At 52.6% G+C, this 19757-nt stretch carries 20 protein-coding genes; 6 read left to right on the forward strand and 14 right to left on the reverse strand.

Annotation, left to right across the window (positions count from 1 at the left end; genetic code table 11):
- Positions 1 to 109 precede the first annotated feature (109 nt).
- From B880_RS0117020 to B880_RS25190, 3 genes are all read left to right on the forward strand, one after another.
- On the forward strand, positions 110 to 1657 hold the full coding sequence (locus B880_RS0117020) for a hypothetical protein (protein WP_157060578.1): 1548 nt from the start codon (positions 110 to 112) through the stop codon (positions 1655 to 1657).
- A 520-nt stretch (positions 1658 to 2177) separates the two neighbouring features.
- A complete protein-coding gene (locus B880_RS0117025) occupies positions 2178 to 2648 on the forward strand; it encodes a GNAT family N-acetyltransferase (RefSeq protein WP_017348655.1) in 471 nt (156 codons plus the stop codon).
- Between the two features lie 382 nt (positions 2649 to 3030).
- Positions 3031 to 4353, forward strand: a complete 1323-nt coding sequence (locus B880_RS25190; RefSeq protein ID WP_051005710.1) for a hypothetical protein — start codon at positions 3031 to 3033, stop codon at positions 4351 to 4353.
- Between the two features lie 44 nt (positions 4354 to 4397).
- Here B880_RS25190 and B880_RS0117040 read toward each other — a convergent pair whose 3' ends face one another.
- On the reverse strand, positions 4398 to 4757 hold the full coding sequence (locus B880_RS0117040; RefSeq protein WP_017348658.1) for a cupin domain-containing protein: 360 nt from the start codon (positions 4755 to 4757) through the stop codon (positions 4398 to 4400).
- Positions 4758 to 4999: 242 nt separating this feature from the next.
- Here B880_RS0117040 and B880_RS0117045 point away from each other — a divergent pair, with 242 nt between their 5' ends.
- On the forward strand, positions 5000 to 6058 hold the full coding sequence (locus B880_RS0117045) for a YeiH family protein (protein WP_017348659.1): 1059 nt from the start codon (positions 5000 to 5002) through the stop codon (positions 6056 to 6058).
- Positions 6059 to 6098: 40 nt separating this feature from the next.
- Here B880_RS0117045 and B880_RS0117050 read toward each other — a convergent pair whose 3' ends face one another.
- From B880_RS0117050 to nac, 6 genes are all read right to left on the reverse strand, one after another.
- The gene (locus B880_RS0117050; protein WP_017348660.1) at positions 6099 to 6836 is read right to left on the reverse strand and encodes an amino acid ABC transporter ATP-binding protein; all 738 of its coding nucleotides are present in this window, start codon (positions 6834 to 6836) and stop codon (positions 6099 to 6101) included.
- Positions 6837 to 6845: 9 nt separating this feature from the next.
- Complete coding sequence (locus tag B880_RS0117055; RefSeq protein ID WP_017348661.1) at positions 6846 to 7601, reverse strand: amino acid ABC transporter permease; 756 nt, start codon at positions 7599 to 7601, stop codon at positions 6846 to 6848.
- 6 nt (positions 7602 to 7607) lie between these two features.
- A complete protein-coding gene (locus B880_RS0117060; protein ID WP_017348662.1) occupies positions 7608 to 8303 on the reverse strand; it encodes an amino acid ABC transporter permease in 696 nt (231 codons plus the stop codon).
- Between the two features lie 17 nt (positions 8304 to 8320).
- A complete protein-coding gene (locus B880_RS0117065) occupies positions 8321 to 9073 on the reverse strand; it encodes an SDR family oxidoreductase (protein ID WP_017348663.1) in 753 nt (250 codons plus the stop codon).
- Between the two features lie 130 nt (positions 9074 to 9203).
- Complete coding sequence (locus B880_RS0117070; protein ID WP_017348664.1) at positions 9204 to 9620, reverse strand: acetyl-CoA carboxylase biotin carboxyl carrier protein; 417 nt, start codon at positions 9618 to 9620, stop codon at positions 9204 to 9206.
- A gap of 123 nt (positions 9621 to 9743) precedes the next feature.
- Complete coding sequence (gene nac, locus B880_RS0117075) at positions 9744 to 10667, reverse strand: nitrogen assimilation transcriptional regulator NAC (protein WP_017348665.1); 924 nt, start codon at positions 10665 to 10667, stop codon at positions 9744 to 9746.
- 292 nt (positions 10668 to 10959) lie between these two features.
- Between nac and B880_RS0117085 the strand changes: the two genes are divergently transcribed.
- The gene (locus B880_RS0117085; RefSeq protein WP_017348667.1) at positions 10960 to 12162 is read left to right on the forward strand and encodes a pyridoxal phosphate-dependent aminotransferase; all 1203 of its coding nucleotides are present in this window, start codon (positions 10960 to 10962) and stop codon (positions 12160 to 12162) included.
- A 219-nt stretch (positions 12163 to 12381) separates the two neighbouring features.
- Here the strand turns inward: B880_RS0117085 and B880_RS0117090 are convergent, their stop codons facing one another.
- Genes B880_RS0117090 through B880_RS0117105 form a run of 4 tightly spaced genes read right to left on the reverse strand, consistent with a single transcriptional unit; the run spans position 12382 to position 15698 of the window.
- On the reverse strand, positions 12382 to 13152 hold the full coding sequence (locus B880_RS0117090) for a 5-oxoprolinase subunit PxpA (RefSeq protein WP_017348668.1): 771 nt from the start codon (positions 13150 to 13152) through the stop codon (positions 12382 to 12384).
- Between the two features lie 14 nt (positions 13153 to 13166).
- Positions 13167 to 14153 (reverse strand): biotin-dependent carboxyltransferase family protein, encoded by a 987-nt coding sequence (locus B880_RS0117095; protein ID WP_017348669.1) that lies wholly within the window; start codon positions 14151 to 14153, stop codon positions 13167 to 13169.
- Positions 14150 to 14809, reverse strand: a complete 660-nt coding sequence (gene pxpB, locus B880_RS0117100) for a 5-oxoprolinase subunit PxpB (RefSeq protein WP_051005711.1) — start codon at positions 14807 to 14809, stop codon at positions 14150 to 14152. Before pxpB ends, B880_RS0117095 begins: the two co-directional genes overlap by 4 nt.
- A gap of 49 nt (positions 14810 to 14858) precedes the next feature.
- Complete coding sequence (locus B880_RS0117105; RefSeq protein ID WP_017348671.1) at positions 14859 to 15698, reverse strand: transporter substrate-binding domain-containing protein; 840 nt, start codon at positions 15696 to 15698, stop codon at positions 14859 to 14861.
- Positions 15699 to 15987: 289 nt separating this feature from the next.
- Between B880_RS0117105 and B880_RS0117110 the strand changes: the two genes are divergently transcribed.
- Positions 15988 to 16908 (forward strand): DMT family transporter, encoded by a 921-nt coding sequence (locus B880_RS0117110; protein WP_017348672.1) that lies wholly within the window; start codon positions 15988 to 15990, stop codon positions 16906 to 16908.
- Between the two features lie 5 nt (positions 16909 to 16913).
- Here the strand turns inward: B880_RS0117110 and B880_RS0117115 are convergent, their stop codons facing one another.
- The 3 genes from B880_RS0117115 to B880_RS0117125 all read right to left on the reverse strand — a co-directional run bounded on the left by B880_RS0117115 (position 16914) and on the right by B880_RS0117125 (position 19744).
- Complete coding sequence (locus B880_RS0117115; protein WP_017348673.1) at positions 16914 to 17546, reverse strand: LysE family translocator; 633 nt, start codon at positions 17544 to 17546, stop codon at positions 16914 to 16916.
- 156 nt (positions 17547 to 17702) lie between these two features.
- Positions 17703 to 19073 (reverse strand): heavy metal sensor histidine kinase, encoded by a 1371-nt coding sequence (locus B880_RS0117120; RefSeq protein WP_017348674.1) that lies wholly within the window; start codon positions 19071 to 19073, stop codon positions 17703 to 17705.
- Positions 19070 to 19744, reverse strand: a complete 675-nt coding sequence (locus tag B880_RS0117125) for a heavy metal response regulator transcription factor (RefSeq protein WP_017348675.1) — start codon at positions 19742 to 19744, stop codon at positions 19070 to 19072. Before B880_RS0117125 ends, B880_RS0117120 begins: the two co-directional genes overlap by 4 nt.
- Between the last annotated feature and the right edge of the window lie 13 nt (positions 19745 to 19757).

A 19757-nucleotide genomic window follows, 5' to 3' on the forward strand; every position in this document is an offset into this window, starting at 1 on the left:
AATAAAAAATTATTCCTATGCGAAGAATAAAACAAAAGAATTGCTCGATGGATCTAAACGTGTTGCAAAAAAAATGGTTATAGGCATACCAAAGACCATAGTTGCGTCAGTGTTACAAGCGACTCCAGTAGGAGGATGGATATATAGCCATATTGATCAGGAGTCTAAAAAAAGAAATATAGAAGATCCTATCAGTGATTTGGATTATTTCGAAGTTCCTGGCTTGCTGGCAATCCCAGCTGATTTGTCATCGGGTGAGAACAGAATGGTTCTGGTTTCATTGCTCAAAAATAAAATCATAATGTTTGATCGAAAAAAAAACCCGCTGAGACAAACAGTAAGTTATACAGATGAAACAGAAGGCAGAGATAAAAAGGAGCCTGCAACGAATCATTTTTTCACAGAGGATGTTAAAAAACTCATTAAAGAGCATATTTCTATTTATTATGGTTCGGTTGATTTAGTTTATGATACAGCTCCTAAGCTCCCACCACATGCTTTGTACATGTATCAAAACGGCACCATGAATAAAACCAAACGGTTTAAACCTGTAGTTTCATTTTCAACCGAGAAATTTAATCTCGATGAAATGTCGTCTTATTTGATGGATTCCACCTTCAATAAAAACGCTATGGACATTAGTGCATCTTATGTTACATCAGGTGAGGTATTTTTTAATAAAATCAAAGAAATTCTCGCTTCTCTAGCCAAGGTAATAGCCATTATTTTGGCCGCAGCAGGTATAGTTACCGGAAATGCTACTCTACCGTTGGCTGCACTTTTTACAGCCGCCGCAATGGTACTGGTCCCCGAAATTATTAATTATTACACTGCTGATACATTAGCTGAAAAGAATGCCGCGGAAGTAGCGATACTTGCCTGGTTTATTGGGCAAGCCATTGGTTTTTTAGCTGGAAAACTAATTGATGTGGGTTTGCAAAAACTGCTTAGCACCTCACTTGGCATTAAGATTAGATCAGCAATTGAAAAGATAGTTAGATCACGTGCAAAAAGTGATTTGTTGCAATCGGCCGGTGGTAGAAATCTACAATCGAATCCTCTCCAACCAACATCAACATCAACATCAACATCAACATCAACATCAACAGTAAGCTCAGGACTTCCTCGTAATTCAGGAAGTGTTATCTCGAGAGGTACGATTAGGAACCCTGCTTCGTTGGGCACCGGGAGGCAATCTGGGTCAGTAAGATCACAGGCTAAGGCAAAATTAACTTCTCGCTCTACTTTAAAAGTCTCTCGGGCACGGGAAGAATTACCTCCTCAAAGCCCTCCCGTAATCTCTCGGGCCCGGGAAGAATTACCTCCTCAAGGCCCCCCCGTGATCTCTCCGGCCAGGACACAATTACCGGGTAAACTAGTTGGTACGCCTGTTCACTCTCACGCCAGAGCTGAAATGCTGTCACCTGCTGCTCCCAACGAAGCTACCTCAGCTAGTTTAGGAACCGTAATAAACACCCAATTGGGCCAAGCCCTGTCAGGTATGCTGGGCACTATTTATGAAGCTGAAATAGACGATCCGGTAGGCGATTTCGTTGAAGATTTATTTACTGGAAGCGTGACAGATGAGGACGATAATTCAGCGGTTGACGACTTATTAGCTGAAGAGGGTGAACAGCCAGTATCATCAAATAATTAAAATAATTCAGATGATTCAGAAGCGTACGATCCTCATCTAAGTGAAAACATCCTTCCAGGAATCAAGTGGTGATGCGACCGGCAGGGCTGGTGTGGGCAACCACCTGCGCGCGCGGTGCACGCCAGCGCGCTCACCTCCAGCCAGGTTTCCTCGCCACAGTAACGTCCCGCGCGATAATAGCGGTAACGTGTTTCGACGAGTGCGGGGGTAAAAGAGGCTTTGAGTCGCCCTGCCGGGTTCCAGTCCGTCCACCGCTTCACCGGCCGCATTCCACCAGCGGGCAGGTAAGCAGGCGTTTACTTATTCACACCAGGAAAGGGATTGGAAATATAATTACACGTATCGCTAACGCGAAATAACAGAGTTCACCGTGGCGGGAAATATTTATTGCGAGAAAGCGCACAATAAACCGCTTCAATGCGTCATCCGGCAAAGCAAATGCCTTTTTCTCACTTCTCTTCTCTGTGGGATCTCATAGCTTAGGGCGATCAGGTTGAAACGACGTACCACAGGAGTAAGCATGGCCCCCACAACGGTAGTGAAACAGGTCCCCTACGAAGATACAGATGCACAAAGGCTACGAAACCAGATGGTCGAAGAGATTGGCCCACGTTATGCCGATCGAGAATCAAAAACTCAGCCGCTGCCGGAAGGGTTTTATGTAAAACCGCAGAGTGTCGAATTTGTTGCACTGGCTTTGTTAGAGGGCGAGCCCGTAGGCCATATCCTGGTCCGCAGGCTGGATAACGAGCTGGAGATTAAAAATTTCTTTGTTACGCCAGAAGTGAGAGGCAAGAACGTAGCGAGCCAGCTTATTCACGCAGCTGAAGCCTTTGCGATTCAGAAACAAGCCAGAAGAATTATTCTTCAAACCGGCGATCGCCAGCCTGAAGCGGTAAAATTTTATTTTAAACAGGGTTATTCCCGCATCGCGATTTATCCGCCGTATACCACTATGCTGTATTCTAACTGCTTCGAAAAAGCATTTTAAAAACGGCTTTCAGCATGACCTGTCTGTGAAGTCAGGTCATCACCCTCGTGACGATAACTCGCTGCACCATCAACCCTGGCAGGGTAAAAAAGTTCAATATTTCTGCGTAAGCTTTGTCGTTATTTTTCGATAATATGTTGCTAAACGGTATATGCCTGTTACGCAATAACTTTAATTCATTTTCATTATCCCATACGATTATTTTTTTCATCAAGGCTGCCCGACGTCTTAAGAAAAACTTAATCTCTACGCGCTAACATTCATTCCCTGACTCAACCATTATTCAACAAGAGAAAAAATCCCCACAGTGGCAAGAACTTCTACCGGGGGGTGACATATCTAATAGCAACGTTGGGTTTTAATCTTCGTCGGGGTATTTCAATTGCTGAGATTGTTATTTCTGTTAATAGGTGGTACTGCACTGCGGGCGAAATGGCCATGGCTGATGCTGGCTGCCCTTGGTTGTATGGCGGGTGCCGGGGGGATCGTCTCTGATCTTATCCGCCATGGTACGCTCTCCGCCCCCATTACCCTGACCGGACTTTTCATCCTTATGCAGGGTGTGATCGAAGGGTTGCCTGCACTGTCGGGCACTAACCGGCTGACGCTGGGCAAATCCCTGTTGTTAATCACGGCTGGCGCGGGCATTTTGTTCCTGCCCCACTTTGGCAGACCGAGCGCCGCCTGGCTGTTAAGCCTGCTTTTGCTCATGGATGGCGGATTCAGAGTGATTTCCAGCGGGCTGATGCGCTGCCGTCGCTGGCAGATAAAAATGTCTACCGGCTGCGGTGAATTCTTGCTCTGCGCGATGATCATCACTGACTGGCCGGTGCCGCATCACATCTTGATTCCGGTGATGTTTATTTTCCTGCTGCTGGGATGGAGCCTGAATTTGACTAAAGTCGCGTGGCAAATCCACCGACTGCCGGTGCAAAGCAGTGTCGCCACTCTGGAACTGTTTACCAGCAAGGGGTTACGTGAACCCCATGGCCTCGATTATTGCCATCCGGATGTCAACGACAGCGCACCGCAACAGCCACTCAATCTGTATATCTGGACACCCACCGGCTCCGGGAATGTTGCAGGAAGTCGCCCGTGGTTTGATCGTTGGGTTGCCGCCATCGATCACCGGGGCGTGGTGTCTACCGGCCATACCTCGCTCGCCATGGGCAACGAAATCTATATCAGTCTCTATCCTGAAAATGATATTGAGCTGGATTTAAAAGGTTTTTTACAGACCTTGCGCGCACGGCAAGAGTTTGATGTTGCCGGCCGCTTGCAGCCTTCACTGGAACAGGAGATTCGTTCCTGGTGTGTCCCCGATCGCCGCATTAGCCTGAGCCACTACAATCAGGCAGCACTGCGTAACTACTGGGAGAAATACGCCACGGATACGCACTACAACCTGACTTCGAGGAACTGTTCCACCAGTGTGATTCAGGCGTTGGATGTGGCAACCGAAGGCTTGCTGGGCAAGTACGGACTCTATGGTTTACTCACCGTGTTCAAGCCTGATTTCTGGTTATTAAGCCTGATACGCAGCCGTGCAGAAGGAATGACCTGGACCCCAGGTCTGGTGATGGATTACTGCCAGACACTTCAGCGTTTACTGGAATGCCCACAGCGTGCTGCCGCAAGAAAACAGGCTTCCGGATGGTTACGTTCACTGCGCCAGGTAAGGCGTGCGCTCCGGGGAATCCATTAATTTCATTTGGCTACCCGGCTCGCCGCACCGGGTAGCCGGGGGATTTACACCGGCTGATCGCCCATGATAAAGAACGCCTTGCGGACCGTTTCACGCACATCCCAGGTGCCGTGTGTCTGCTGTGGGAAAAAGATGCTATCCCCCGCTTTGATTTCGAGGGTTTCACCACCGTCAGGGGTAAAGAAACAGTGTCCTGACAGGAAATAGCAGTATTCCCGCTGCATCAAACCCCGCCGCCAAATGCCTGGTGTGCAGTCCCAGATCCCCATTGAGGTACCCGGATACTGCGCGATCTCCGTTTCGGCCGCACGGTGCGTGGAACAAGGTTCACTCAGCGGTGAGGCGATCGGTTCCCACGGGGATAAATCCTGCTGCTGCTGGGCAGTAAATAAAACGGGCTTCATCACTTTCTCTCTCAATCGGGTGAGTAGGATGGTGAATTAACGGTACAACTTGTTGATTCACCAGACACTTTTACTGTGCCAGAAAGTGCCAGCAGAAAGCGTGCGGTTTGCTACGGCTCTACAGCATAATGCTCCGTCCTGTCGCCCTCACTTACCTGTTATAACGATTAATCATAACTATATAATCAGTTTTTCTTTTAAAGAGAAAAGCGGCATTCTCCTTGTCAACCAAGGGGGCTTTTATGGCTGACATCACTTATCCGCGTCACACCTCATCTGTGACGACTTTCTTACCCGGCATTTTGCTGACTCTCGCGATTGCCACTCTGGCGGCAGGCGCCGGAAACATCCCCTGGATTGCCAACCTGGGTCTTGGCGCACTGACGTTAGCGATTGTCGTTGGCATCGTACTAGGTAACAGCGTTTACCCGCGCTTCGAGCCGCAATGTCATAGTGGAGTGATTTTCGCCAAGCAAAAGCTGTTGCGTCTTGGCATCATTTTATACGGTTTTCGCCTGACCTTTCAGCAGGTGCTGGATGTAGGCATCAGCGGCATCCTTATTGATGTCCTGACGCTGAGCAGTACTTTTATGCTGGCTTGCTGGGTGGGTCGCCGCTGGTTAAAGCTGGATCGCGATACCGTCTGGCTGATTGGTGCAGGCAGCAGCATTTGTGGTGCCGCTGCAGTATTGGCAACTGAACCGGTGATTAAAGCCGCTCCTGCCAAGGTCGCCGTGGCCGTTGCCACCGTGGTACTGTTCGGTACTGCAGCTATCTTCCTTTACCCACTGATCTGGCATGAGGTTGCACAGGTTTATCCGGCAATGAGTGCTGCGCAGTTTGGTGTCTATACCGGTTCCACCATGCATGAAGTGGCGCAAGTCGTTGCCGCTGGGCACGCTATCAGTCCTGAAGCGGAGAATACCGCCGTGATTGCCAAGATGCTGCGGGTGATGATGCTGGCACCTTTCCTGCTGTTTATTGGTATGCAAATTAGCCGGACAGCGCCACAGGCGGGCGGAAAGAAAACGCCGGTGACTTTCCCCTGGTTTGCCCTGCTGTTTATTCTGGTCGCCCTGTTCAACTCATTCAACGTGCTGCCCGCGCACTGGTTGAGCTACATCAATCAGGCCGACAACATTATTCTGGCGATGGCAATGGCCGCACTGGGGCTGACTACCCGCTTTAGCCAGTTAAAACAGGCCGGGGTTCGCCCACTGCTGCTTGGGCTGGTATTGTTTATCTGGCTGATTGCCGGTGGTGGGGCCATCAATCTGGCCGTTCATCAGTTGGGGATTTAGTGTGAACAACGGGAAAGGCACTTCCTTTCCCGTTTTGGTTTTAATGCGCTAACAGATCATTGAGGAACTGACGCGAACGTGCATGTTGTGGCCGCGTGAAGAAGTTTTCCGGCGACGCTTTCTCCAGAATTTGTCCCTTATCCATAAACCAGATGGTATCCGCCACTTCCCGGGCAAAGTTCATCTCGTGGGTCACACACATCATGGTCATCCCCTCCTGAGCCAAACCGCGCATCACATTCAGCACTTCACCCACCATTTCAGGGTCCAGCGCGGAAGTCGGCTCATCAAACAACATCACCGGCGGCTTCATAGCCAAAGCGCGCGCAATAGCAACACGCTGCTGCTGCCCCCCCGATAGCTGCGAGGGATAGGCATCGGCTTTATGGGACAAGCCGACACGCTCCAGTAACTCTCCTGCGTGCTGCCGGGCTTCACTGCGTTTGATACCCAACACTTTTACCGGTGACATCATGATGTTTTCCATCACAGAAACATGCGGGAACAGATTAAAGTTCTGGAAAACAAAACCAATGCGGGTACGCAGTTGATTCAGACGCGTGCTGCTTCCGTGAATATCCATGCCGTCGAACAGAATTTCGCCCTGCTCAATCGGTTCTAGTCGGTTTACCGTGCGAATCAGCGTCGATTTCCCCGAGCCGGAAGGACCGCATACCACCACGACCTCACCGCTTTTGATCTCCGCGCTGACGCCGGTCAGTGCCTGGTATTCGCCATACCATTTATTCACCTGGTTAAACAGAATCATCGGGCGCATGGTGGCTCCTTATTGTGATTGTGATTTAGTGAGCACCAGCGGTGCGGTGACATTTGCCTCATCAGTACGTTGATTAAGGCGTTTATTGGCGATATTTCTTTCCAGCCGGTTCGCAAGCCAGGTCAAACTGCTGTTGATGATGTAATACCCCAGCGCGACAATCGCAAACACCTGGAACGGCTTGGTCAGCAGCTGGTTGTTTACCTGATTCGCCGCAAAGGTCAGTTCCGGCACATTAATCACATAACCTAACGTGCTGTCTTTAATGATAGAAACCAGTTGGCTCACCAGGCTGGGTAAGGTGTTGTAGAGCGCCTGAGGCAAAATCACTAACCGCAGCGTCTTAATATGCCCCATACCCAATGCACGAGAGGCTTCATATTGCCCCGACGGTAATGACTGAATACCACCACGCACGATTTCCGCGATGTAGGCACTTTCATAGATCACCAGCGTACATAACATGGTGCTGAACCCGCTAATGTTATGTCCGATCAACAAAGGCACACAGAAGTAGGTCCAGAACACCACCATCATTAGCGGGACACCACGCACCAGGTAAACCCAGCAGGCAGCAAATATGCGTAACCAGCGCCATGAGGCGAGACGGGCTAACCCCAATAACAGTCCAACCGGAAAAGCAAACACAATGCCGAGGAGTGAAATCACCAACGTACACAGCAATCCGCCCAACGGCCCGTTAGGGTACTGCCCCATCAGTAACAGCATGCCGTTGTCATGCAAAATCGTGAAGAAGTCGAGCATGTTCTATTACCTCGCGTAAGCGCGCTGAAAGCGCCGAGCCAGTACCGCACCCACGGCCATCAGGAACAATGAGCAGGCCAGGTATCCCACCGTCGCGACCGCATAAGACTCAAAAGTACGGAAGGTCTGGTTTTCAATATCTCGCGTGACATAAGTCAGTTCTGCCACGCCAATCGCCATCGCAAGGCTGGTATTTTTGAACAACAACACTGTGTGATTGATCAACGCAGGCCACGCATTACGAATGCCCTGCGGCAAAATCACCGACCACATTGCACGCAGATAGCTCATTCCAAGGGCGCGTGCACCTTCAGTTTGCCCGGCAGGAATGGCCCGCAAACCACTGCGAATATCCTCAGAGAAATAGGCGGACTGGCAGAGCCCAAGTGCAATCATGGAAAAGATGAACTCAGCATTACGATCGTTGATCCACATCTGAATCGATTCCGGCAGCAGGGTGGGCAGCGCGAAATACCACATCATGAGCTGAATCAACGTCGGCACATTACGGTGATAAGAAACCCATGCCGCAACGAAAAAAGTCAGGATGCGATGATTAGCCAGACGCATCACCACCAGTACCAATGCAATGACCATGGCGGATAGCCAGGCACCCACTGCCAGCTCCAGGGTCACTTCCATACCCTGAACGATCATCTGGCCATAATTGCCGCTTAAAACTGCGCTGAAATCGAGTGCCATGGCATCTTCTCCGGTGTTCAGGAAACACGGTCGCCGGGACGCATGGTGGATAATCCGCCAGGTACCTGCAACGTGGGGGTAATCTCAATATTGCCGATGTTCACGGCAATAGGCGCAGAGACGGCAAACGCTACGCAGTCAGCGATATCTTTCGCTTCCGGTAACTCAAAACCGTCAATATATTGACGCTGTGCTTCTTCATGGTTGCCCGACACATTGCCAAAGATATCGGTCGCGACACGGCCAGGGCAGATTTCAGTAATGCGCACGCGCTTACCGTAGCAATCCACGCGCAGTTGGCGTGAAAGTGCATGAACAGCCGCTTTTGTGGCGTGATAGACCGAGTTGCCATTGAAGTTGTAGATGGCCGCAATCGACGTGATGTTGATGACGTGGCCACGATCGCGCTCAACCATTCCCGGCACCAGTAAGCGGCACAGGTGCAGCACAGCACGTAAATTCACATTAATCTGAGTATCAATGACGTTTTCATCCGCTTGCAGAATCGAACCCGGATGAGAAACACCAGCGTTATTCACTAAAATATCAACCTGCAAATCACGACACAGTTCGGTCAGCGCCGCGAGGTCAGCCACATCCACCGCATGGGGAATGCAACCGGTACGATCGGCCAGGGCCGCCAGCTGTTCTTTACGGCGGGCAACCGCGTGAACCGTAATCCCTTCCTGGCACAACCGTTCAACAATCGCTTCGCCCATACCTGCTGAAGCCCCGGTCACTAACGCCACTTTATAATCTGAAAAAGGCATCGCATTTCTCCTGTTCGGGCAGCTTAACTGCCATTTTTTGTCTGTGGTTTGACTGTAAGCAGTAATGCAATCTGGGTATAAGACATAAAAGATTTGAGGCAATAAGGGCCACTTATAACACCGTGCGCACTCAATCGGCTCCGCTTAACTGCATGATTTCGCTGCCATACTCAACAATCTGGCCCGACTCCACCAGCACATCGATTACCCTCCCTTCCGCCGGGCTGTGCACCGGTAAATAGAGTGGTCCGACTTTAAGTAAGGCCAGCAGCTGGTGCTGCTTAACCCGCTGTCCGGGCTGCACCAGTGGTTCACCCGCGCTGGGGTGTGCCAGCACGACCTGACCCGGCAATGTCGCCACAACGGGGGTCAGCGCAGCAGGTTTACTTTCTGGCTCGAGGAGCACCGGGGCCTGCACCGCTGCAGGCGCAAAACGCAAACGCACCGAGGTGTTTTCGTCTTGCCACTGAATTTCGCCCAGACCCGCACTGCGCATTTTTTGTGCCATCAGGCGTATGTGTGTTAAGGCAATGCCGTTTCTTTCCATAACTTTTCCGTTGCAGCTACATTATTTGCGCGTGCCGAAGCCACACGCGGTGAAGATCACTGTAGCGTGCGGATCGATCGGCCAGATAAGAGGGTTTTGCTTTGCGCCAATAAGGCTGGCTTATTACATCACCAGCGTCAGTGGGCGGTTATCAGCAGTGCGTTTCGCCATTAATGACAGGAGAATATCCTTCACCGCTTCTGCCGGTTGAGAAAGCGGCAAATGGTCTGACATACAGAAAGAGAGCGAGGCCTGAACATCCGGCTCAATGATTTTTGCCATCCAGGCATCGGCGTGATCCAGCATGGCCCGCGCGGCGGATTCCGGCATGATGGTGCACCCCATCCCCGCCATCAGCGCGGCATTCAGCGTGGTTTGCGATTCAATTTCGCACGTCACCCGATAATGAATACCTTGTTGGGCAAAGGCATCGTCCACCACTTTGCGCATGATGTTGTAGATACGCGGCAAGAACAGTTCAAACTGAGCAACTTGTTGCAGGGTAATCTCTTTCAGCGGTTTTGACAGTTTGCGTGGGCAAACAAAACAGAGGTTCTCTTTCATTAAGGGAAGAAAACGCAGACCATGAATATTGCGGTTATCATAAATGACCGCCATATCCATGCGGCCATTCATGATGAGCTCACTTAATGTGGTACCAAAGTTTTCATTAAAATAGAGCACAATGCCCGGATGTTGACGTTGCACTTCCGCCATCAGGGGTAAAGCTAACTGCTGCGCAGCCGTGCCTGGTGCCAGGCCTACTGACACATTTCCCGTTAACTCGCGTCCTGCCCCATCCACCGCACTTTGTGCCTGATCGCACTGACGCAAAATGGCCTGAGCATGGGTATAGAGGATTTTGCCTGCTTCCGTGGGCGTGACGCCACGTTTGGTACGAATCAAGAGCTGCTGATTAACCTCCCCCTCCAGGGTAGCCAGTTGTTGGCTCAATGCTGGCTGAGCAATATGCAAGACATCTGCGGCCTGGGTCAGGCTGCCCACATCCACAATTTTAATAAAGTACTTCAGGCGACGAAGGTTCATAGCACACTCCTGCGTAATACGTTCCCTTTATCATAAGCAAGAATTATGCCAACGCATTTGCAGCCCCCTGCGACCTTTTGACCGCCGAAGAACAGCCGAAACGCCACCTTTTGCACCATCACAGTGCGGATGCACCAGCCATCGGGTTGGGTTATGTCACCACAACAAAGCACTATTACAGCCGCGAAGCGCAGCGCTCTATGCTTTTCCCACGTCACTGCTGCTTCAACGTTGCTCTCCTGGCGTTGCCATGCGGCTTGTTTGCTGATCAACCAACCTGGACCTGTTTTCTATGCCTGATATTGCAGATCGCCTAAAGAACGTTACTGTTTCCGCCTCTGTCGCCATGACGCAAAAAGCGCGCGATCTTGCCGCACAGGGTATTGATGTCGTGACACTCTCCACCGGAGAGCCGGATTTCCCTACACCAGACCATGCGATTGAAGCCGCTTATGCCGCGGCACGCGCAGGCGACACGCGTTACCCGCCAACAGACGGTACGCCTGCGCTGCGCGCGGCGATCCAACGCAAGTTCCTGCGTGATAATGAATTGCGCTACGACGTCAGCCAGATCCTGACAGCAGGTGGTGCTAAGCAGATCATCTTCAATGCGATGATGGCGACCATTAATCCTGGTGATGAAGTGGTGATCCCTGCTCCGTCATGGATCAGCTATGCCGATATTGTCAAATTTGCCGGTGGTGTGCCCGTACTGGTGAACTGCCTGGAAGAGAACGGTTTCAAACCGCTGCCAGAAGATATTGAAGCCGCCATTACGCCTAAAACCAAATGGCTGTTAATTAACTACCCTGGCAACCCTACCGGTGCCGTGGCCACCCAGGCGGAATTGCAGGCGGTGGCGGATGTGCTGTTACGCCATCCGCAGGTCTGGATACTGTCTGATGATATTTATGAGCACCTGTTATATGACGGCGTGACCTTCTGGACCATCGCGCAGGTCGAGCCACGCCTGCTTGACCGCACGCTGACGGTAAATGGGGTCTCCAAAGCGTATTCAATGACCGGTTGGCGACTGGGCTTTTGTGGCGGCCCCGCTCCCCTGATCAAAGCCATGAGTAATGTGAATACGCAGAACAGCGGCGGTATCACCACCCTGACGCAGGCAGCGGCTATCGCGGTACTGGATGGCCCACAAGATCTGTTGCAGGAACGCGCCGGGATTTACTGCCAGCGCCGTGACTATGTACTGAATCGTCTGAAAGACATTCCGGGACTGCGTTGTCATCAGCCACAAGGGGCATTCTATCTGTTCATCAATGTTGCGGCTTTCATCGGCAAAACCAGCGCGGGCGGGCAAAAAATCCATAATGATACGGACTTCGTCATGGCCTTGATTGAAGAGCAGCATGTCGTCACCGTTCAGGGTGCCGCTTACGGTATGAGCCCTTATTTCCGCATCTCTTATGCCACCAGCATGGAGCGTCTGGAAACGGGCTGCGATCGTCTTGCTGCCTTCTGTGCCGGTTGCCGCTAAACACTGTACTCAGAGCAGGCAAGTCGCCTGCTCAAAGATTATAGGGCGTGACCACGTTCACTTTTGAGAAGGCTTCTGTGTGCAGCGTTACAGGTAGAAAGCCATCTTTTCTTCAAAGGGTACTCCCACCGAAAGAGGTGGGAGTACCCTTTGAAGAAAAGATGGATGCAGTGACACTCTGAAAGGAAAAAACCTCGCCGTTAACGGCGAGGCTCAGCGTTATTGAGCAAGAACATCGCTGGCCGGAGCGACACTGTTGCCGCTGGCTTCGATTTCACTGCGAATGATGGTCGCAAGTTCGACGGAACCCGGCGTGTCGCTGTGTACCAGGATAGAGCGCGCACGCAGCGGCAGGTTTTCACCCTCATAGGTGGTGACGCTGCTGGTCTGGAGAAACTGTCGCACGCGGGCACGCAGCGTCGCCTCATCATTGATCACTGCACCTGGCTTGCCGCGTGGGACCAACTGGCCATTCGCCTGATAGGCACGGTCCGCCAGAAACAGCGTCAGACTCCGCAGGCCTGCTGCGATGGCGGCGCGTTCAATGATGGTGTCCGATTGGGAAAAGATGATGAACGATGCGTCCAGCCGGGCGAGACAGCTCATCACCCGCAGCGCCAGTGCCTCGTCCCGGTTGATCACATTACCCAGCGCCGCATGGAAGCTAACATGTGCAACCCGCACTCCCTCCGCCGCCGCAATCCCCATCAGGGCACCCACCTGATACGCGACCAGTTGGCAAATTTCATCATCGGAGAAAGGGATCTCACGGCGACCAAACCCCTGGCGATCGGGGAAACCCGGGTGTGCGCCGATACCCACACCGCGCGCCTTCGCCAGCCGGACCATGTTGGTCATGATGGCAGGATCACCCGCGTGAAAACCGCAGGCGATGTTGGCTGAGGAGACAATATTCATCATGGCATCGTCATCACACAGCTGATAAACGCCGAAGCCTTCTCCCATGTCGGAATTCACATCAATTTTCATCATCAGTTTCCTTTTTAAGCTCCACAAGCCTCTCTGAATAGCGGGATCGTGCGTTGAATCCGCTGTAACCAGCGTTCAATCGCCGCACGGGCTTCAATGGCTTGTTGCGCATCACACAGCACCAGTTGAATAGACTGGCCTGGCTGTAGCTGTCCCAGACGCCACAAATCCTCTTCTATCACGCAGGCGATTTTCGGATAGCCTCCCGCGGTATTGGCATCACTGAGCTGAATGATCGGCTCACCGGCTGGCGGGACCTGGATAATGCCGGGGATCAGGCCATAAGAGCGCATCTCAATCACCTTTTCAGGCTGAATCGGCTCACCCGCCAGCCGATAGCCGGTGCGGTTACTCTGCATGGAGATTTTCCACGGTTGCTGCCAAAAGCGTGCGGCATCCGCAGCGAATAAAGGATATTCACCTGAAGGCATCGCACGGATCTGCACCAGCCCCTCAGGATTTCGGCCAAAATCGCACTTAAGCGCCTCGTCGGGTGGCTCAATGCCCACGCCTCCAGCAGGTAACGCGGCCCCTTGCCGAACGCCTGTAGCAAGACGATCTCCGCGCTGTAGCGGACGACCCGAAAAGCCGCCAAAGCTACCGCGAAGTGCGGTGCTGCGCGAACCCAAAACCTGTGGAACATCAATACCCCCGGCGACGCAGAGATAGCTCCGTGCCCCCGTACGTGGAAAACGCAACACCAGTCGCTGGCCCGCTTTTACTTCACATCCCCACCATGCCGGGAGATCGATGCCATCAAGCTGCGCACGACAATCCGCACCGGTTAACGCTATCGCCGTATCAGTGCGAAAAGTGACGCTAAAAGGAAACATCTGGATTTCAATAGCCGCAGCATCCTGCGGGTTGCCCAGTAACAGGTTACCCGCACGGAGTGCCAGCGGGTCCATGACCCCACTGACTGAGACCCCCAGATGACGCCACTGCGTCCGCCCCAGATCCTGCACCGTGTTCAGTGCGGCACTTTGCTCGATTTCAATCACAGTTCGATCCTCTCCGGCACAAAGCGAATTTTGTCCCCAGGCGCCATCAACGCAGGGATTTCCGCATGGGGATTGAAAACTTCCAGCTCAGCGTAACCAATCGCGTTCCAGCCATTCGGCCCGGTCAATACGGAAACCCCCGCTTGCGGTCCGCCAATGGTGACCGTGCCTTTTAACATATTAAGCGACGGCACTTTTTTTCTCGGGGTTGCGAGCAACGGGTCGAGCCCATGCAGATAGCCAAAACCTGGCGCACTGCCTACAGCGAACACCGTGTATTGTCCCTGATAGTGGCGGCGAACCACCTCTTCAGCACTCAGGCCCGTGTGTTCACACACCGCCACCAGGTCTGAAGCATGTTCGCCGCCATACCACACCGGGATCTCAATCAATTTGCCCTGGGGATCTACGGCACGGGCCAGTTGCCAGTAGTGGCGCAAACTGGCTTCCGTCGACTGCGGATCTGCTGGCGTATGACGGAACAGCACCAGCAAGTTCGTCACACCTGGAATCAACGCTTCAATGTCCTCACGCTGATTGAGCTGCTGTGCCAGCGACCAGATCCGGCGCTGCGCGGGCAGATCAAAGGCCCCTGGCGCTTCCACCAGCCAGGCACGGCTTCCCATAGTAGAAAGGCGGACATCCTGATCCTTCATTACAATAGCCACTGGCAATCGCTCCCGTGTGCAGACACACTCATTAGTTCTATTCCAGTGGTTCAAACTTCAGACTGGACAAAGGTTGTACGCGATCTTCACGTACCATTTTGTATTCGGTATTGGGCCCAATCCAGGTATTCCAGATGGAATCGATGGTGCCTGCATCATCCATCGCTTTCAGGCTGGCATTGACGCTGGTCAGCAACGATTCTTCCCCTTTTTTCATGCCAATGCCAATCGGCTCCAGCGCCATCGGTTCTTTCGCCATTGCCAGCTCAATACCGTCTTTTTTCGCCTGGGTAATCAGTTTGATCGCCGTCATGGTATTGGTCACAAAGCCCACGGACTTATTCTGCTCAAGGGCGAGGAAGCCGGAAGCGGTATCCTGGAAGGTGACCGCTTTGCCCCCTTTCAGCCCAATCGACTGCTCAGAGGTGGTGCCTTTTGTCGCGCTGATGCGTTTGCCTTTAAAGTAACTCAGCGGTTGGTCGGCATTTGCCTGCTTGACTAACAGCATTTCCTTAGCGATGTAGTACGGGTCGCTGAACTGAATCTGGCTGCCACGGGTTTTGGTGTAAGCCAGATTGGCGATCAACACGTCTGCCCGTCCTGTGGCAATCACCGCGATGCGTGCTTCCACAGAGGTTGGCATCAGCTGTAATTTCACGCCCATTTGCTTCGCCAGCGCCGTACAAAGATCAACATCCATACCCACCAGTTGACGCGTTTGTGGATCGGGTGAAGAGAACGGGGGAACATCCGAGTAGACTGCGCAACGCAATTCTCCGCGAGCCTTAATATCTGACAGCATATCCGCTTTAACCGCAGTGACCGTCAGCAGCGCTGGTAATGCCAGTGCCAGATAAGAGAGCGTTTTTATTCTCATACTGATTTCCCCGTTGTTAAAAGTCGCGCAACGGCTGCGCGGTCATTAATTTCGCTGTGTGCATCGTTTTCTCGATGTTTTGCGACTATATCCGCTTTGCCTGAAGCCGGGTAAGAGGTTAAGCCTGTTGGCAGATAGGGGATTTATATGACTGCCCGGCGTGATAAGGAAAGGCTATCCAACCACAACAAAATTATCTTATCGGGCACCTGCTGTTGCGCTCTAAGGTAGGCCTTCACTGGCTGACATCACGCTCCGTCGAGCCATCACGCGAATGAAAGGTACTCACATGAATCCCCGTCTTGGTATTTCCCTGAAAGTGCTGGCGACGCTCTGCGCCACATTAATGCTGGCCTGTGTTAAAGGGTTACAAGGCAGCATACCAACCGGCGAAGTGATCTTTTTCCGTTCTTTCTTTGCCCTGATCCCGCTGTTGATTTGGTTAAAAATTCAGGGTGACGTGATTGAAAGTATCAAAACCAAAAACCTGTTTGGTCACTTGATTCGGGGCTTTTCCGGGACCGGTGGCATGTACTTTAACTATCTGGCGCTGGTGTATATTTCATTGGCCGATGCCACAGCCATTAGCTACGCCGCGCCATTGTTCACCGTTATCATGGCCGCCTTGCTGTTGAAGGAAACCGTGCGCTTTACTCGCTGGCTCGCCGTGGTGGTGGGGTTCAGTGGGATTATTATTATGCTTTCCGCCAGCCTCACCGCTGACGGAGGACTATTCTCCTCCACAGGGGCACAGTCTGGGGCCGCGCTGGGCGCTGCTTTCGGGATTATTGCCGCGATTTGTACCGCCACCTCCAATATTCAAATCCGTTTTCTCAATGGCGTGGAAAAACCCGGTGCGATTGTGTTCTATTTCTCTCTGATGACCACATTCATTGGCCTGGCGAGCTGGGTATTCGGCTGGAAGATGCCTTCCACTCTGCAACTGGTGCTGTTGATTGGCTGCGGCTTATTTGGTGGGCTGGCGCAGATTCTGGTCACGCTTAGCCTGCGCTACAGCGACGCTTCCCTGCTGGCACCGTTTGATTATACGACCCTGGTCTGGTCAATGATCATTGGGTACTTGTTCTTGCACAACCTGCCAGCGTCTACCACGCTGATGGGCGCAGCCATTGTGGCACTGGCAGGTATCTTTGCTGTCTGGAGCGATAAACGTCAGCGTCGTGCGGCGATTTTGCGCGCCAGTTCGTAACCGCTTTAGCTTTTACCTTGTAACACCATTCTGATCGCCAGGGCCGCCAGTACCGACCCCATGACATAACGCTGCGCCTGCTGCCAACCTGGGCGCATCACCAGAAACGCCGCGATAGTGCCCGCCAACAGCACAATCAAGGCGTTCACAGAGAGGCTAATGGCAATTTGCGTGATCCCCAGCGCGAGAGACTGCGTCAGGACACTGCCATGATCGGGGGTTAAAAACTGCGGCAGCAGGGAGAGATACATCACGGCAATTTTCGGGTTCGCCAGGTTGGTCAGAAAGCCCATGGTAAACAGCTTCCTACCAGAGTCTTCTGACAGCTCGCGCAGCGTAAAAAGGGATTTCCCGCCGGGTTTCACCGCTCCCCAGGCCAGATAGAGCAAATAGCCCGCACCAGCGAAGCGTAAGACGTCCCAGGCATAGGGGATCGCGAACAAAAAGGCAGTAATACCGAACGCGGCGCAGAGCATGTAGAACACAAAGCCCAAGGCCACCCCACCCAGCGAAATCAACCCGGCTTTTTTCCCCTGACACAGGGCGCGTGAAATAAGGTAAATCATGTTCGGGCCGGGGGTTAATACCATGCCCAATGAAACCAGGCCAAAGGTGAGCAGATGCGTAAGTTCAGGCAAAACTTAATTCCCTCAAGTTATTTATGCCAGTGTTCGGGCAGTTTTCCCATGGCAGAGATGAAAACCATTCAGCCATGCTTATCAATGGCGCTCTTTATACTCCATTCCTGTTACGTCAGCCACACTCCCCATAGGTAAAGTGTGGTCTTGCGCAAGTTATTCCGGTAGCACCAACGTAAAACAGGTTACACCCTGCTCACTCTTCACCTCACAACGCCCCTGATGCAATTGCATAATGCTGGCAACAATCGATAAGCCGAGGCCACTGCCGTGGGTAGAGAGCTGACGTGAATCATCTGCACGCCAGAAACGGTCAAACAGACGTTCCTGTGCGGAGAGCGCTAAAGTAGGGCCAAGATTCTCCACGCTGATGGCATGAAGATGATTAAACACGCGAACCTCGGTTCCCTCCGTGCCGTAGCGCAGCGCGTTGGACAACAAATTAGCCAGCGCGCGCCGCAGCAGATCCGCATCGGCGTTGACGGTTCCCTGCAAATTGACCTGCAAAGTCATCTGCCGCTCTTCTGCGATGCCCTCAAAATAGTCCGCCAATACCTGCCCCAACGCGGCCAGATCGAGGGATTGAATAGTGATTGCCTGACGCGGATCTTCAGCTCTGGCCAGGAACAGCATGTTATCGATCATGCGAGACATCCGTTCCAGCTCTTCATAATTAGAGCCGAGCAGCGCCTGGTAGTCAGGCACGCTGCGATCCTGACTCAGTGCAACTTCCGTTTGTCCCAGCAGCGTATGTACCGGCGTACGCAGATCGTGTGCCATGTCCGCAGAGACCTGGCTCAACCGCTGGAAGCCGTTTTCCAGCCGCGTCAGCATCTGATTAATCGCCACCACCAGCGGTTGCAACTCCTGCGGTAAATTATCCGGCTGGAAACGGTAAGCCAGTTGCCGCACGTCAATGGCGGCGGTGGTATGCGCCACGTCGTGCAAAGTGCGCAGTGAGTAACGCACCAGCAACCAGGCGGCCAGCATGACAATCAGCGTTGCCAGCGCAGTCAGCCCCACAATCTGTTGTCGGTAGCTCGCCAGCGTTGCCGTACGTTCTGTCATCAAACGACCGGTAATAATTTCGATATCTCCGATCCCATCCTGGGTGGAAGCCAGCGCAGCGGCAGCAATAAAGGGGGTCCCGTCTGCGGCATACTTATGGCTGACAGCGGCCAGCGTGAGCGGCTTATTGGCGGCCACGGGGGTAATGTGCGGAATAGTCCTTTTGCCCGGATTGACCTCAATTAAGGGAGGATGGTGGGGAAAACGCAGCACCAGCAGAGATTCGGTGTTGCCCAGCATGTTGGCAAACAATCCCGGTTTTTGCTGAATCATCTGCACAGCATCTTCATTCCCCAGCAGGGTGCGGACTTGATCCAGCCGCGTCACCAGCGCACCGTCATCGCGTTGTTCAATTTGCCGTGCCAGCGAGTGATAGAGCACGATGCCGCTTAATGCCATCACGGCTACCACCACCAGCGCCAGCATCAGTGAGAGGCGCAGCGTGAGTGAGCGTTTCATTGGGTATCTTCGCAGCGATAACCCACGCCGTGTACGGTATGGATAACAGGGTGAGCAAAAGGCTCATCAATTTTTTGCCGTAACCGCCTGACAGCCACATCCACCACATTGGTATCACTGTCAAAGTTCATATCCCAGACGCGTGAGGCGATGATCGTGCGCGTTAACACCTCACCAGGATGCTGCATAAACAGCAGCAGCAGGTTGAACTCTTTATTGGTGAGATCGATACGCTGACCCGCGCGCTCAACCCGACGTCGGGCTACATCCAGTTGCAGATCCTGTATTGTCAGCATATCAGGCCGCTTAAGCTGACTGCCCCGCCGCAATAAAGTGCGCACCCGCGCCAGGAGTTCGGCAAAGGAGAACGGTTTCACCAGATAATCATCGGCTCCGGTCTCCAGACCTTTGATGCGATCTTCCAGCGTGCCTTTTGCCGTCAGAAAGATCACCGGGGTTTGCACTTTATTGTGTAATTGAGCCATCACTTCCCAGCCATTCAGCCCCGGCATCATCACATCCAGCAAAATCAGGTCATAGTGATGCTCAAGCGCGTAGAACAGGCCATCCTGACCATTGTCGGCTACATCCACCACGTAACCCGCTTCTGTCAGGCCGTGGCGCATGTATTCGCGCGCTTTCGCTTCGTCTTCTATGACCAGAATTTTCATGGTTGCTCCAGTA

Origin of the sequence: Pantoea sp. A4, from assembly GCF_000295955.2 — a bacterium.
Lineage (GTDB): Bacteria > Pseudomonadota > Gammaproteobacteria > Enterobacterales > Enterobacteriaceae > Pantoea > Pantoea multigeneris.

What these genes read in the sequence shown, in the direction of transcription:
- B880_RS0117060 (WP_017348662.1), bottom strand. Translation starts at nt 8,303, where the DNA reads ATGGCACTCGATTTCAGCGCAGTTTTAAGCGGCAATTATGGCCAGATG.
- pxpB (WP_051005711.1), bottom strand. Translation starts at nt 14,809, where the DNA reads ATGAAGGATCAGGATGTCCGCCTTTCTACTATGGGAAGCCGTGCCTGG.
- B880_RS0117120 (WP_017348674.1), bottom strand. Translation starts at nt 19,073, where the DNA reads ATGAAACGCTCACTCACGCTGCGCCTCTCACTGATGCTGGCGCTGGTG.
- B880_RS0117070 (WP_017348664.1), bottom strand. Translation starts at nt 9,620, where the DNA reads ATGGAAAGAAACGGCATTGCCTTAACACACATACGCCTGATGGCACAA.
- B880_RS0117090 (WP_017348668.1), bottom strand. Translation starts at nt 13,152, where the DNA reads ATGAAAATTGATGTGAATTCCGACATGGGAGAAGGCTTCGGCGTTTAT.
- B880_RS0117055 (WP_017348661.1), bottom strand. Translation starts at nt 7,601, where the DNA reads ATGCTCGACTTCTTCACGATTTTGCATGACAACGGCATGCTGTTACTG.
- B880_RS0117025 (WP_017348655.1), top strand. Translation starts at nt 2,178, where the DNA reads ATGGCCCCCACAACGGTAGTGAAACAGGTCCCCTACGAAGATACAGAT.
- B880_RS0117085 (WP_017348667.1), top strand. Translation starts at nt 10,960, where the DNA reads ATGCCTGATATTGCAGATCGCCTAAAGAACGTTACTGTTTCCGCCTCT.
- B880_RS0117105 (WP_017348671.1), bottom strand. Translation starts at nt 15,698, where the DNA reads ATGAGAATAAAAACGCTCTCTTATCTGGCACTGGCATTACCAGCGCTG.
- B880_RS0117050 (WP_017348660.1), bottom strand. Translation starts at nt 6,836, where the DNA reads ATGCGCCCGATGATTCTGTTTAACCAGGTGAATAAATGGTATGGCGAA.
- B880_RS0117110 (WP_017348672.1), top strand. Translation starts at nt 15,988, where the DNA reads ATGAATCCCCGTCTTGGTATTTCCCTGAAAGTGCTGGCGACGCTCTGC.
- nac (WP_017348665.1), bottom strand. Translation starts at nt 10,667, where the DNA reads ATGAACCTTCGTCGCCTGAAGTACTTTATTAAAATTGTGGATGTGGGC.
- B880_RS0117040 (WP_017348658.1), bottom strand. Translation starts at nt 4,757, where the DNA reads ATGAAGCCCGTTTTATTTACTGCCCAGCAGCAGCAGGATTTATCCCCG.
- B880_RS0117125 (WP_017348675.1), bottom strand. Translation starts at nt 19,744, where the DNA reads ATGAAAATTCTGGTCATAGAAGACGAAGCGAAAGCGCGCGAATACATG.
- B880_RS0117045 (WP_017348659.1), top strand. Translation starts at nt 5,000, where the DNA reads ATGGCTGACATCACTTATCCGCGTCACACCTCATCTGTGACGACTTTC.
- B880_RS0117065 (WP_017348663.1), bottom strand. Translation starts at nt 9,073, where the DNA reads ATGCCTTTTTCAGATTATAAAGTGGCGTTAGTGACCGGGGCTTCAGCA.